General features: G+C 62.3%; 14 protein-coding genes. 5 read left to right on the forward strand and 9 right to left on the reverse strand.

Translation table 11 applies throughout. The annotated features are described in order from the left end of the window. Positions 1–106 precede the first annotated feature (106 nt). The 3 genes from ACP15O_RS05455 (at position 107) to ACP15O_RS05465 (ending at position 2,322) form a co-directional block, all read left to right on the forward strand. Positions 107–940, forward strand: coding sequence for a bifunctional helix-turn-helix domain-containing protein/methylated-DNA--[protein]-cysteine S-methyltransferase (locus ACP15O_RS05455; RefSeq protein WP_425095034.1), 834 nt, complete (start codon positions 107–109; stop codon positions 938–940). Between the two features lie 108 nt (positions 941–1,048). Beyond that, on the forward strand, positions 1,049–1,705 hold the full coding sequence (locus ACP15O_RS05460) for a YiaD family glycine zipper/OmpA-like lipoprotein (protein WP_425095035.1): 657 nt from the start codon (positions 1,049–1,051) through the stop codon (positions 1,703–1,705). Positions 1,706–1,782: 77 nt separating this feature from the next. After that, positions 1,783–2,322 (forward strand): NADPH-dependent FMN reductase, encoded by a 540-nt coding sequence (locus ACP15O_RS05465; RefSeq protein WP_425095036.1) that lies wholly within the window; start codon positions 1,783–1,785, stop codon positions 2,320–2,322. Positions 2,323–2,326: 4 nt separating this feature from the next. Here the strand turns inward: ACP15O_RS05465 and ACP15O_RS05470 are convergent, their stop codons facing one another. Both ACP15O_RS05470 and mnmC2 read right to left on the reverse strand, forming a co-directional pair. Beyond that, a complete protein-coding gene (locus ACP15O_RS05470; protein WP_425095037.1) occupies positions 2,327–3,193 on the reverse strand; it encodes a DMT family transporter in 867 nt (288 codons plus the stop codon). After that, positions 3,190–3,861: a tRNA (5-methylaminomethyl-2-thiouridine)(34)-methyltransferase MnmC2 gene (mnmC2, locus tag ACP15O_RS05475; RefSeq protein WP_425095038.1), complete on the reverse strand. Its 672-nt coding sequence runs from the start codon at positions 3,859–3,861 to the stop codon at positions 3,190–3,192. The genes ACP15O_RS05470 and mnmC2 overlap by 4 nt, the downstream gene beginning before the upstream one ends. A 63-nt stretch (positions 3,862–3,924) precedes the next feature. Here mnmC2 and ACP15O_RS05480 point away from each other — a divergent pair, with 63 nt between their 5' ends. Continuing rightward, on the forward strand, positions 3,925–4,974 hold the full coding sequence (locus tag ACP15O_RS05480) for an NAD(P)/FAD-dependent oxidoreductase (protein ID WP_425095039.1): 1,050 nt from the start codon (positions 3,925–3,927) through the stop codon (positions 4,972–4,974). A 156-nt stretch (positions 4,975–5,130) separates the two neighbouring features. On the opposite strand, the gene ACP15O_RS05485 is transcribed toward ACP15O_RS05480, so the two are convergent. Further along, on the reverse strand, positions 5,131–7,080 hold the full coding sequence (locus ACP15O_RS05485; RefSeq protein WP_425095040.1) for a lytic transglycosylase domain-containing protein: 1,950 nt from the start codon (positions 7,078–7,080) through the stop codon (positions 5,131–5,133). 156 nt (positions 7,081–7,236) lie between these two features. Between ACP15O_RS05485 and dapA the strand changes: the two genes are divergently transcribed. Beyond that, positions 7,237–8,109, forward strand: a complete 873-nt coding sequence (gene dapA, locus ACP15O_RS05490; RefSeq protein WP_425095041.1) for a 4-hydroxy-tetrahydrodipicolinate synthase — start codon at positions 7,237–7,239, stop codon at positions 8,107–8,109. A gap of 143 nt (positions 8,110–8,252) precedes the next feature. Here the strand turns inward: dapA and ACP15O_RS05495 are convergent, their stop codons facing one another. From ACP15O_RS05495 to uraH, 6 genes are all read right to left on the reverse strand, one after another. Continuing rightward, positions 8,253–8,459, reverse strand: coding sequence for a cold-shock protein (locus tag ACP15O_RS05495; protein ID WP_425095042.1), 207 nt, complete (start codon positions 8,457–8,459; stop codon positions 8,253–8,255). Positions 8,460–8,678: 219 nt separating this feature from the next. After that, the gene (locus tag ACP15O_RS05500) at positions 8,679–9,863 is read right to left on the reverse strand and encodes an amino acid aminotransferase (protein WP_425095043.1); all 1,185 of its coding nucleotides are present in this window, start codon (positions 9,861–9,863) and stop codon (positions 8,679–8,681) included. Between the two features lie 7 nt (positions 9,864–9,870). After that, positions 9,871–10,728: a 3-mercaptopyruvate sulfurtransferase gene (gene sseA / locus ACP15O_RS05505; protein WP_425095044.1), complete on the reverse strand. Its 858-nt coding sequence runs from the start codon at positions 10,726–10,728 to the stop codon at positions 9,871–9,873. Between the two features lie 155 nt (positions 10,729–10,883). Then, on the reverse strand, positions 10,884–11,174 hold the full coding sequence (locus tag ACP15O_RS05510) for a hypothetical protein (RefSeq protein WP_425095045.1): 291 nt from the start codon (positions 11,172–11,174) through the stop codon (positions 10,884–10,886). 115 nt (positions 11,175–11,289) lie between these two features. Further along, positions 11,290–11,763, reverse strand: a complete 474-nt coding sequence (smpB, locus tag ACP15O_RS05515) for an SsrA-binding protein SmpB (protein ID WP_425095046.1) — start codon at positions 11,761–11,763, stop codon at positions 11,290–11,292. 81 nt (positions 11,764–11,844) lie between these two features. After that, complete coding sequence (gene uraH, locus ACP15O_RS05520) at positions 11,845–12,204, reverse strand: hydroxyisourate hydrolase (protein WP_425095047.1); 360 nt, start codon at positions 12,202–12,204, stop codon at positions 11,845–11,847. Positions 12,205–12,300: the final 96 nt, after the last annotated feature.

A 12,300-nucleotide genomic window follows, 5' to 3' on the forward strand; every position in this document is an offset into this window, starting at 1 on the left:
CCCACCTATGCCCCGGAGCGCCGCGCCGCTCAAGCCTTTCCCGCAAGTTTCGGGTCGATATGGCCTGGACGTGGCGGTATCGTCGCGCCAAAGGAAAGGACGAGACATGTCGCATATGGAAGCGGGGTATCATTATCAGGTCATGCGCCGCGCGTTGGATCTGATCGACGCGCAGCCGGGCCTGTCCCTGGCCGATCTGGCCGCGAAAATGGACATGAGCCCCGCGCATTTTCAACGTCTGTTTTCCCAATGGGTCGGCGTATCGCCCAAGCGCTATCAGCAATATCTGACGCTGGACCACGCCAAGGCGCTGTTGCAGCAGAACATGACGACGCTTCAGGTCAGCCATTCTGTGGGCCTGTCCGGCAACGGCCGCCTGCATGATCTGTTCATAAGATGGGAGGCCATGAGCCCCGGCGATTACGCCCGCGCAGGGGACGGCGTCACCGTCTATTGGGGCTGGTTCGACAGCCCCTTCGATCTGACTCTGGTGATGGGCACCGATCGCGGGCTGTGCGGGCTGGCCTTTGCCGCCGAAACCGGCACCGAGGCCGCCATGCAGGATATGGTCAGCCGCTGGCCCAAGGCGACATTTACCGAAGACCCGATGCACCTGAAACCCTGGGTCGATACGGCCTTTGCGCAAAAAGGCGAAACCGCACTGCACATGATCGGCGCGCCCTTTCAGATCAAAGTATGGGAGGCGCTGCTGCAAATCCCCTCGGGCCATGTCACCACCTATTCGGAAATCGCCCAAAGCATCGGCAATCCCAGGGCCGTGCGCGCCGTGGGCACCGCCGTGGGGCGTAATCCGGTCAGCTGGCTGATCCCGTGTCACCGGGCCTTGCGCAAATCGGGGGGCTTGGGCGGGTATCACTGGGGTCTGCCGGTGAAACGCGCGCTTCTGGCCTATGAATCCGCCCGCGCTGACGCCGGGTAGATGCGCGAAATCCCGCGCAAGTTCACATAAACATGTTTAGACCGTGACGGGCCTCCCCATATAATAAGGGCTGTCCGCCTATGCGGAGCTAAAGCTATGAGGCACAATATGATCCGAGCATCGAAAGCCATCGCCGTTCTTAGCGGCTCGGCCCTTCTTCTGACCACCGCCTGCACCAGCCCCGAGCATCTGGGCGGCACGGACCCGAACCGCAAAGCCAAAGAGGGTGCCTTGCTGGGCGGGTTCCTGGGGGCGATCTCGGGGGCGATGGTGTCCAAGGACGAAAAGAAAGGCGCCATCGTCGGTGCGGCCATCGGTGCCGGTGTGGGCGCGGCCATCGGCAACAATCTGGACAAACAAGAGGCCGAGCTGCGCCAGGATCTGGACGGCAATGTCGGCATTCAGAACACCGGCGACCGGCTGATCGTGACCATGCCGCAGGACATCCTGTTCGCCACCGACAGCACCTATGTGCAGTCCGGGCTGCGTGATGACATCCAGACCGTGGCGCTAAGCCTGAACCGTTATCCTGACACCACCGTGCAGGTTGTGGGCCATACCGACAACACCGGCTCGGCCGCGTATAATCAGGATCTGAGCCAACGCCGCGCCGGTGCCGTGGCCGACATTCTGATCAGCGCAGGCGTTCGCGCGGGCCGCGTGCAGACCATCGGCCGGGGCGAAGATGCGCCCATTGCCTCGAATCTAGAGGCCAGCGGACGAGCCCAGAACCGCCGGGTCGAGATTGTCATCCTGCCGAATTGATCCATACTCGGTTTCATCCCGAAACGCCTCGTCCCTACCGGGCCGGGGCGTTTTTTTTCTGAACAAAGAGGAGCAACATGAGCACCCCTACCCTTCTGACGATTTCCGGCGCTCTGCGCGCGGGCAGCTATAACCGCCAGCTGATTGCTCAGGCCGTGCGGGCCTTTGGCCCCGCCACCGTGACCGAGGCCGACCTGAACCTGCCGCTTTACGATGGCGATCTGGAGGCCGCGCAGGGCATCCCCGCCTCTGTTCAGACTTTGGCCGATCAGATCAGGCAGGCCGACGGGATCATCCTGTCCTCACCCGAATATAACAAGGGCATCCCCGGCGTGCTGAAAAACGCTCTGGACTGGGTCAGCCGTATCGAAGGCGCGGTGCTAAAGGGCAAACCCCTGGCGCTGATGTCTGCCGCAGCGGGCCGCACGGGCGGCGAGACCGCGCAATATATGGTGCGCGCCTGCCTAGCCCCTTTGCAGCCCCGGCTGATTGCCGGCCCCTTCGTGATGATCGCGGGGGCCGCGCGTGAATTCAGCGCTGGCCAGCTGGAAAACGATCAGTATCTGACGGCAATTACCGCGCAGATGCAGGCTCTGCGTGCGGAAATCGAGCGCTGAACCTTCAGGCGGCCTGACGTTCGCGCCACAGGGTAAACAGCCCCGCAGCCACGATCAGCGCCGCCCCCAGGATCACGTTCAGCCGGATCGCCTCGTTGAAGGCGACGATCCCCAGAACCGAGGCGAACACCAGCTGCAAATAGGCAAATGGCTGCACCGAGCTGGCCTCGGCCACCTCGTAGCAGCGGATCAGCAGGAAATGCCCCAGGGCTCCGGTCAGGCACAGCACCACCATCCAGATCCAATCGGGGGCGCTCATCGGTTCCCAGTACCAGGCGCCGACGGCCGTCATCGCCACCATACCCACCGTGCCCGTCCAGAAAAAACTGGTGGCTGAGCTGTCCTTGCGTGCCACGAAACGCGTCAGCAAACCGTAAACCGCGAACATCAGCGCCGAGACCAGCGGAATGATCGCAGCGGGCTGGAACACGCCGAAGCCCGGCTCCAGAATGATCACAATCCCGATGAACCCCACGCCGATCGCCACCCACCTGCGCCAGCCGACACGCTCGCCCAGGACGGGGCCGGACAGGGCCGCAATCAGCAATGGATAGCAGGCAAAAACAGCGTGACTTTCGACCAGTCCAAGAATGGTAAACCCCCAGATTGCAACGCAAATCTCGGCCACTAACAGGACGGCGCGAAACGCCTGTAGCAGCGGCTGCGCGGTCGCCGCAGCCTGCCGGATCCCCCCCGCCTGACGCGCACCGATTGCCATAACGAAAGCCGCGAAAAACCAATAGCGGATCATCACCACCATCAGCACGTTATATTCCCCCGCCAAATGCCGCGAGATCCCGTCCTGCATCGCAAAAACAAAGGTCGTGGCCACCATCAGCCAAATACCAAGACGAGTGTTATCCTGTGTCATTCCGGAACCTTTCGCGCGACCGTCATGTGCCGTTTTCGCCCGAATCCAGACCGGCGGGCGACCTCAAAACCGGCATTTTGCAGCCCGCGACGGACGAATCCAGCCGCTGTATAGGTGGCCGCTGTGCCCTGGGGTGCGGTATGGGCGCCGACCTCAGCCATCAGGGACTCTTCCCATAATTCGGGATTCTTTGCTGGCGAAAACCCATCCAGAAACCACGCATCCGCGCGCCCGCTCCAGGCTGGTAAGCTGTGACGCGCATCCCCTTGGATCATCCGGAATTCAAGCCCCGGCAGCGACAGCGAGGCGGCTGGCCAATGAGGGGCGAATTCCGCGGCCAGATCGGCGATCTCGGGAAAGGCCCACTGCGCGCGGATCATTTCCTCGGCGGACATCGGGAAGGCCTCGAATGTGGTGAAATGCAGCACACCTCTCTGCCCGCTTTCACGCCACAACCGCACCGCCGCAAGCAGGTTCAGCCCGGTTCCGAAACCCAGCTCGGCAATGTGGAATCCATCCCGAAACCGCCCCGGCAGCCCGTTGCCATCCAGAAAAACATAGGCCGTTTCCGCCAGCCCGTTATCCAGGCTGAAATAAGGGTCATCAAATCGGGTGGAAACCGGAATCTCTCCGTCCCGCCATTCCAGTTCGGCGCGCTGGTCTTGCATCCGCTGATCCCTTAGAAGCTGTGTGAAACGCGCCGAGAATGCAGAGGCCCGGAGGGAATGGCAATGGTAGATGTGACAATTTACGGGGCGGGAATCTTCGGCCTGTCCGTCGCCTGGAGCTGCCTGAAAAAAGGGGCCACGGTACGCGTCATAGATCCGGCAGGGCCAGGCGCGGGCAGCAGCGGCGGGCTGGTCGGGGCACTGGCCCCACATGTCCCCGAGAATTGGAACGAAAAGAAGCAATTCCAATTCGAAAGCCTGATGATGGCACAAAGCTGGTGGGCCGAGATTACGGCAGCGGGCGGCAAAGACAGCGGTTACGGGCGCACCGGCCGGCTGCAACCAATTGCAGATGCCCATGCGTTAGCGCTGGCGCGCGCGCGTGCCGGCACGGCCCAAACTCTGTGGCAGGGCCAGGCGCAATGGACGGTGATCCCCTTGGACGCGGCCCCGCACAAGACAGCGCACTGGACCCCGCACAGCCCCTCAGGCTGGCTGATCCACGATACGCTGACCGCCCGAATGCACCCCCGGATGGCCTGCGCCGCGCTGGCCGCCGCCATCACGGCCAAAGGCGGGCATATCACCCCCGATGCGGACCCCGAGGGCCGTATTCTCTGGGCGACCGGCGTGCAAGACCTGCAAGAGATCTCAGCCGCACACCACCGAAGCTTTGGCAATGGGGTGAAAGGGCAGGCGGCCTTGCTGCACCTGGACATTGCACATAACGTCCCGCAGATTTTCGCGGATGCGGTACATGTTGTTCCCCATGTAGATGGCACGGTTGCCATCGGCTCTACCTCTGAGCGCGCGTTTGACGATCCGCACACAACGGATGCGCAACTGGATCAGGTGATCGCACGAGCAGTTGCCGCCGTGCCCGCGCTTCAGCAGGCCACGATTATCGAACGCTGGGCGGGTGTGCGCCCCCGATCACGCTCGCGCGCGCCGGTCCTGGGCAGGCACCCCCTGCACCCGGACGCATTCATCGCCAACGGCGGGTTCAAGATCGGCTTTGGCATGGCCCCCAAAGTCGGAGAGGTCATGGCAGAACTGATCCTGACCGGCCGAAACCACATCCCCGAAGGCTTCGCCCCAACAGCCAGCCTTTGAACACGGCACGAACAGATCGACACCCCGCCTTCGCCTGCATACACGGGCGCAACCCCGATCAGGCACATCCTGCACCGAGTCTGCTTAACGAAGGATTACGGGAAACCGCCCCTGTCCGGACGTGGGAGGGCGGGTGGGCGTCCGGACAGGGGCGCCTCAAGGCCTGCGCAACGTCTTTCCTGCCAATTCCTGACTGAACGGCAGCGGCAGCGGCTCCAGCCCCAACCGCGCCCGATAAACCGGCAGCGATTCCGCCACCCGCATCACATAATTCTGCGTCTCGGTAAACGGGATCATTTCGACCCAATCCACCACATCCACCCGCAAGGACCGTGGGTCGCCGAACCGCTCGATCCATTGGTCCGGCCTACTGGGGCCAGCGTTATAACCAGCTGACACCAAAACGATATTTCCGCCAAAACGCTCGGACAGGCTGGCCAGGTATGCGCTGCCCAGCACCGCGTTATAGCTCCAGTCGCTCAGAACTTTGCCGGGCTCGTGGCTGACCCCCAGTTCACCCGCCACCTGAGCCGCCGTCCCCGGCATCAACTGCATCAACCCCATCGCCCCCGCGCCACTGACAACCTGCGGATCAAACTCGCTTTCCCGGCGCGCAATGGACAAAGCCAACGCCATCGGAACCGGCAAATCCAACCGCTGCATCGGATGCAGCGCATAGTAAGGCGCAGGCAGCGTAATACCCCGTTTCGCCGCCGCCTTGGCGATCATGACCTGAAGGTGGGGCTCTTGCAAATCAATCGCCGCCTGGCCCAGTTGCGCCGCCGCCTCAGGCTCCAGCGTGCTGGCCAGATGGGTCAGGAATTGCTCGGCCAGTGTCAATTCTCCTGCATTCAACGCCAGAAGACCGGCCTGAAACACATCCGATCCGACAAAAGCAGCCTGACGCCAATCCGGAACCGGATCGCGCCCGGCCAGAGAGGTATCGAACGGCACGCCAGCGCGTTCCGCCGCAAGCAGGCCATAATAACTGGTCTGATATGCGGCCCCTTCGGCATAGGCCACCCGAGCACCCTCGGCATCGCCCATTGCCTCTTGGGCGCGGCCGATCCAATACCCCGCACGGCCCAGCGAAATCGGAGTCTCAACCGAGGCCCGGAACCGTTGGAAATGATCCAGGGCGCGTTCGGGCGCGTTCAGAAACCGCACCGACAGATAGCCAGACAACCATTCCAGATCAGAATAGGCATACCCGTCCGCAGGCTGCGTATGATGCAACGAGGCCACCTGATAGGCCTCGGCATAGCGCCCGTCCCGCATCAGATCGCGCACCAGATACCGTCGCCAGCCTGCCCAGCTTAGCGGCTGCCCCAGGGTGTTGGCGCCTTGGCTGCGACGCAGAATAATGTCCAGCGCACCGTCCGTGCGCCCCTTGCGTATCCGCCACTGGAACCGCTCATAGGCCAGGCCCGGATCGTCCCGCAGCGCAGCGGGGACCGCCTCGATCAGGCTGTCAACATTCCGGGCCTGACTGCGCAGGCCGCGTCTGGCGGCGGCCAGCTTGTTCCAGTCCTCGCCTACCAGAGACTGCATTTGCTGCGCATCCCCGCGCAGCCCGCGCCACAACGCCATGTCCATCCGCGCCTGATGATGCGGCGCCAGATGCGTGCCATAGGCCGCCGTCAACGCCTCGTGGCTGGTTTCGTCCAGATCCATTGTCCGCCAGGCCCGCACCAGTTCAGCCTGGGCTGCCTCTGCCCGGCCAAGCGCAAAAAGCGCCCGCGCATAGGCCAGAACTCCGGCCCCGGTCTGAGGGCGCTGGCTGGCAAAAAAGGCTGCGATCTGCGCGGGGGGCACGGTTTCCAGCTGGGCTTCGGCCCGTTTGCGCATCCGGTGCAGACCAGGCCAATCCGGATGCAGCGCCAGAAACTCCTGCACCTCTGCAAAACTGCCCTGGCCAGACCGCAGCCGCATCCAGACCAGCAGATCCGACCCCACGGGCCCCGCGCGCGCTGCCAGTCGCGCCGCAGTGTCCCAGTTTCCGGCACGGGCGGCGGAAATCGCGCTGGCCTCGGGGCTGGGGCCGGCTGCGTGCAGCCCGGCTGCGTTCAGACAAATTACCAAAATCAAGGCAAAACTACGGAACATCTCTTGCCTTTCCAAAGGAACAAAGGATATGCAACCGCAGCTTAATTGTGCACCTGCGTGCCTGCAAATCACGAAGATGGCAGGTCAGCGGCGTTCTGCCGGGGTGCATAAATTTTCTCCGGGTCTCTACCCGCCTTAACACGAAAGGAGCGTGTCATGTTTAAAGGGTCATTTCCTGCCCTGGTCACGCCGTTCAAGAACGGCGAGCTGGATCTGGAGACGCTCAAGAAGCTGATCGAATGGCATATCGGGGAAGGCACCAACGGGTTCGTGCCCGTCGGCACCACCGGCGAAAGCCCCACCCTGACCCACCGCGAGCACGAGATCGTCATCGAAGAGGTCGTCAAGGCCGCAGCCGGCCGCGTGCCCGTGATTGCCGGTGCCGGCAGCAACAACACGCTGGAAGGCATTCGCCTGATCCAACACGCCGAGAAAGTCGGCGCCGATGCCGCGCTGGTCGTGACGCCTTATTACAACAAACCCACGCAACGCGGCCTGATCGCGCATTATACCGCGCTGCATGATTGCTGTGCGCTGCCGATCATCATCTACAATATCCCCGGTCGCTCGATCATTGATATGACGCCGGATACGATGGGCGCGCTGGCGCAACTGCCTCGGATCGTGGGGGTGAAGGATGCCACAGGCGATCTGAACCGCGTCAGCCAGCAACGCCGCACCTGCGGCTCCGATTTCTGCCAGCTGTCCGGCGAGGATGGCACCGCGCTGGGGTTCAATGCCCATGGCGGGGTTGGCTGCATCTCGGTTACCGCGAATGTCGCGCCGCGCCTGTGCGCCGAGTTCCAGGCGGCAACGCTGGCCGGGGATTATGCCAAGGCGCTGGAATATCAGGACAAACTGATGCCCCTGCACGAAGCGATCTTTGTCGAGCCCGGCCTGGTTGGCGTCAAATACGCCATGTCCAAGCTGGACCTGTGCAGCGAAGAGGTTCGCCTGCCGTTGACCGGCCTGCTGGACAGCACCAAGGCCCAGATCGACGCGGCCATGCAGCACGCAGGCCTGATCTGACCGATCTCAGCCCAAAGCCCGCCCGATCCGGCGGGCTTTTTCGCACCTGCACCCTGTTCTGCCCTGTCCCCTGTTCTACCCCGTCGTAGAAACGCAAAACGCGGCCCCAGGGGCCGCGCCGTTTTTCTTAGCAAGGGGTCGGATTACTCGACCGACAGGTTGATCGCCGATTCGCGGCCATCACGGCCTGCTTGCAGCTCAAAGCTGACTTTCTGACCGTCTTGCAGGCCGGTCAGACCCGAACGCTCGACTGCCGAGATGTGCACGAAGACATCTTTGCTGCCGCCATCGGGCGCGATGAACCCGTAACCTTTGGTGGTGTTGAACCATTTTACGGTGCCAGTGGCCATATCCGTATTCTCCTGTTTATTGCAGCCCGCGGTGGTGCGGCTGCCCGGCGTAGTCGGTCTGGATCGAAGACTGAACGCCGCAAAAACGGGAGACAGTAGGTCGAAATAGAATAACATTAGCGTGCCCCATATGATCACAAGACCGCCGCCAGACAAGCCCCTAGATGGAAAGAGCGGACCAAATGGCCCGCTCTTGCCCAGTTCTGAATGGATCTGCGATCAAATCCCTGTGTCGACGATCGCTTTGGCCAGAATTGGCACGGTTTGCGCGTTCAGGCCGGCAATATTCAGGCGCGAATCGCCAACCATATAGATCGCGTGCTCGGCGCGCAGGCGTTCGACCATCTCGGCCGAGGCCCCCAGACGCGAGAACATGCCCCGGTGCTGCGCAATGAATCCAAACCGATCCGAGCCCGACAGTTTTTGCAACTCATCCGCCATTTGCTGACGCAGCCCCAGCATGGACAGGCGGACCTCTTCCAGCTCGGCGGCCCAATCGGCGCGCAGGGTGTCATCGTTCAGGATCATCGTCACCAGGCGCGCGCCGTGATCGGGCGGGAACGAGTAGTTCTGCCGGTTCAGATAGTTCAGCGTGCCCTGGGTCAGCGTTTTCAGCCCTGCATCCTGGGCCACGGCCATCAGGATGCCGGTGCGCTCGCGGTAGATCCCGAAATTCTTGGAGCAGCTGGCCGCGATCAGACATTCCGGCACGCTAGAGGCCACCAGCCGGGTCGCGGCGGCGTCTTCCTCCAGACCGTCGCCAAAGCCCTGATACGCAATGTCGATCATCGGCAGCGCGCCGGTTTTCAGCAGCAGCGCAACCAGTTCCTGCCACTGGCCCATGTTCAAGTTCGCGCCGGTCGGGTTGTGGCAGCAGCCGTGCAGCAGCACCACGTCGCCGGGCTTCGCATCGGCCAGATCGGCCAGCATACCGTCGAAATCCACGCCGCGGGTTTCTGCATCGAAATAACGATACTGAACCGTCGGAATGCCCAGATGTTTCAGGATCGACAGGTGGTTCGGCCAGGTCGGATTAGACACGAACACACGCACATCCGGGTTGGCCATGCGCACCATCTCAAAGGCCTGACGGCAAGCGCCGGTCCCGCCGGGGGTGGCTGCGGCGGCGACATTTTCGCGCGCGACAGCATCGCCCAGCACCAGGTTCACCATCGCATCACCATAGGCCGGATCCCCGGCCAGAGCCACGTAGGACTTGGTGGTTTCCTGTTCCCACAGCAGTTTTTCAGCGGCCTTCACGGCGCGCATCACCGGGGTTACGCCCTCGGCATTTTTGTAGACACCGACGCCCAGGTCGATCTTGGTCGGGCGCGGGTCTTCCTTGTACAGTTGCATCAGCGCAAGGATTTTATCTGCGGGTTGGGTTTTCAGGTTGCTGAACATTGTCCTCTCAGGCCTCTCCGGTAGCGACGGGCAAGGTGGGGAAGGCGCCCCACTCGGTCCATGACCCGTCATAAATGGCGTGATCGCTTTTCCCCATTCGTTCCAAGGCCAGGCAGAGCACGGCAGCCGTTACGCCGGACCCGCAAGATGCGATCACAGGCTTGGACAGATCGACGCCCGCGCCTTCGAAAATGGCGCGGCAGTCATCGGGGGTTTTCATCGTGCCGTCGGTTTCCAACAGCGCGTCATAGGGCACGTTGCGCGCGCCGGGAATGTGGCCCCCGCGCAGCCCTTCGCGGGGCTCGGGCACCTCGCCGCGGAACCGCTCGGCCGAGCGGGCATCCACCAGCACATGATCGCCCAGCTTCGAGGCCGAGGACACCTGCGTGACGTCCTTCACCATATGCGACTGGCGCCGCACCGTCATGTGGCGGTCCCGAACAATGGGCGGCATGTCCTCGGTCGGGTGGCCCTCGGCGCGCCATTTGGGCAGACCGCCATCCAGCACGGCGATGTTTTTCTGGCCCATCAGCTTGAACAGCCACCACACGCGCGGTGCCGAATAGATGCCCTGACTGTCATAGACCACCACCTGATGCCCGTCACCCACACCCAGGGCGCGCATCCGGCTCATGAATTTTTCGACCGGAGGCACCATATGCGGCAGGTCCGAGCGCAGGTCGCTGATCTCATCAATATCGAAGAATCGCGCGCCGGGAATGTGGGCCTTCTCGTATTCGGCTTTCGCATCCCGATCCGTGCCCGGCAAAAACAACGAGGCATCCAGAATCCGCAAATCCGGATCCTTGATATGTGCCGCCAGCCAATCGGTGGAAACAAGTGTCTTAGGATCGTCCTGTGCCATCCGGTCCCCCGTTTTTTATGCTTCGACCTGACTACAATGCAGGGGAAACAGAGGCAAGCCCGGCGCAGGGTCCAAAGGGTCGCGCCGGGCTTGAAAATTTATCGGATTTCAGGGGGGCTGTGCCACCCCTTTTGCGTGGCTCGCGACCGAACCCGTTACTTGGCCAGCGCCTTTTTCAGCAGCCCGATCACCACCATGACAACGCCGCCTCCGACACCGCCCGAGGCCACCTGTCCGATGATCGCGCCAATATCCAGGCCGCCTGCGCTGCCGGCCATTCCGGCCATGCTGCCCGCGCCCAGCATCGACAGGATCTGCCCGCCCAGACCGCCACCCAAAATACCGGCCAGCGAGTTGCCCAGCGTGCCCAGGCTTGCGTTTTTCATCACACCGCCTGCGACATTGCCGCCAACGGCCCCTGCGATCAGACTGATCAGAAGTTCCATGAGTTTTCCTTCCCTTGGGGCTATCTGCACACGGCCCGGCACCGCCCCTGCACCGGACGATCAGAGCCTAGCCACGCCCAGCGCGGCCTATCAGGGGAAAATTCCAGGGAAATTGTCAGCCGTTTTTCAGCAGGCGCTGTTTCTGGCGGTTCCAGTCCCGTTTCGCGTCGGACTGGCGCTTGTCATGCGTTTTCTTACCCTTGGCGATGCCCAGCTTCAGCTTTACCAGGCCCTTGTGGTTGAAATACATGACCAGCGGCACCAGGGTCATCCCCTTGCGCTGGGTCGCGTTCCACAGTTTGGCCAGTTCCTTTTTCGAAACCAGCAGTTTACGGCGGCGGCGCTCTTCGTGGCCCCAGGTTTTGGCCTGCTCATAGGGGGCGATATAGCCGTTGATCAGCCACAGTTCCTCATCCTCGACCGAGGCATAGCTCTCGGCGATATTGGCCGAGTTCACCCGCAGCGACTTCACCTCGGACCCTTGCAGAACGATGCCGCATTCGATGTCTTCCTCGATCGCATAGTCATAACGTGCGCGCCGGTTTTCGGCGATCACCTTATAGTTCGGGTCTGTCTTCTGCTTGGCCATGCGCCTTCCCTATCGCGCCGCCCCGGCGCTGTCCATCGGAAGGCAGATATATAGGGCCGCTGTGGCCTGCGCGACAAGGGGCTAGCTGCCCCGATAGGTGGACATTCCGAAGGGCGAGATCAACAAAGGCACATGATAATGCGCGGCCTCGTCCGAAATGCCAAAGCGGATCGGAACCACGTCCAGAAAGCGGGGCTCTTCGGGTGCGGCACCGCTGGCATCCAGATAGGCCCCGGCCTGAAATACCAGCTCATAGACGCCGGCAGTCATTTGGCCCTGTGGCAGAATCGGGCTGTCCGTGCGCCCATCCGCGTTCGTCACCATACGCGCCAATTCCTGACGCGCTTCGCCTTGCAAACGAAACAGGGTGATTTCCAGTCCCGCAGCCGGGCAGCCGTTGGCCGTATCCAGAACATGGGTGGTCAGATAGCCTTCGGACATGTTTCGCTCCTTTTTCAGGCACTTAAGGTTTATGCTGCCAACAGGATAGGCGCAGGCGTTGATCAACTCACCCCTGAAAGTGTTTCAAGAATTTCT

The sequence above is a fragment of the Youngimonas ophiurae (nom. illeg.) genome (assembly GCF_049803795.1).
Classification (GTDB): domain Bacteria; phylum Pseudomonadota; class Alphaproteobacteria; order Rhodobacterales; family Rhodobacteraceae; genus Thalassobius.

Bases quoted from the DNA above. Each gene is read 5' to 3' on its own strand.
- ACP15O_RS05480 (WP_425095039.1), top strand. From the start codon at position 3,925: ATGGTAGATGTGACAATTTACGGGGCGGGAATCTTCGGCCTGTCCGTC.
- uraH (WP_425095047.1), bottom strand. From the start codon at position 12,204: ATGTCCGAAGGCTATCTGACCACCCATGTTCTGGATACGGCCAACGGC.
- dapA (WP_425095041.1), top strand. From the start codon at position 7,237: ATGTTTAAAGGGTCATTTCCTGCCCTGGTCACGCCGTTCAAGAACGGC.
- ACP15O_RS05510 (WP_425095045.1), bottom strand. From the start codon at position 11,174: ATGGAACTTCTGATCAGTCTGATCGCAGGGGCCGTTGGCGGCAATGTC.
- mnmC2 (WP_425095038.1), bottom strand. From the start codon at position 3,861: ATGCAAGACCAGCGCGCCGAACTGGAATGGCGGGACGGAGAGATTCCG.
- ACP15O_RS05485 (WP_425095040.1), bottom strand. From the start codon at position 7,080: ATGTTCCGTAGTTTTGCCTTGATTTTGGTAATTTGTCTGAACGCAGCC.
- sseA (WP_425095044.1), bottom strand. From the start codon at position 10,728: ATGGCACAGGACGATCCTAAGACACTTGTTTCCACCGATTGGCTGGCG.
- ACP15O_RS05495 (WP_425095042.1), bottom strand. From the start codon at position 8,459: ATGGCCACTGGCACCGTAAAATGGTTCAACACCACCAAAGGTTACGGG.
- ACP15O_RS05455 (WP_425095034.1), top strand. From the start codon at position 107: ATGTCGCATATGGAAGCGGGGTATCATTATCAGGTCATGCGCCGCGCG.
- ACP15O_RS05465 (WP_425095036.1), top strand. From the start codon at position 1,783: ATGAGCACCCCTACCCTTCTGACGATTTCCGGCGCTCTGCGCGCGGGC.
- ACP15O_RS05470 (WP_425095037.1), bottom strand. From the start codon at position 3,193: ATGACACAGGATAACACTCGTCTTGGTATTTGGCTGATGGTGGCCACG.
- ACP15O_RS05460 (WP_425095035.1), top strand. From the start codon at position 1,049: ATGATCCGAGCATCGAAAGCCATCGCCGTTCTTAGCGGCTCGGCCCTT.
- ACP15O_RS05500 (WP_425095043.1), bottom strand. From the start codon at position 9,863: ATGTTCAGCAACCTGAAAACCCAACCCGCAGATAAAATCCTTGCGCTG.
- smpB (WP_425095046.1), bottom strand. From the start codon at position 11,763: ATGGCCAAGCAGAAGACAGACCCGAACTATAAGGTGATCGCCGAAAAC.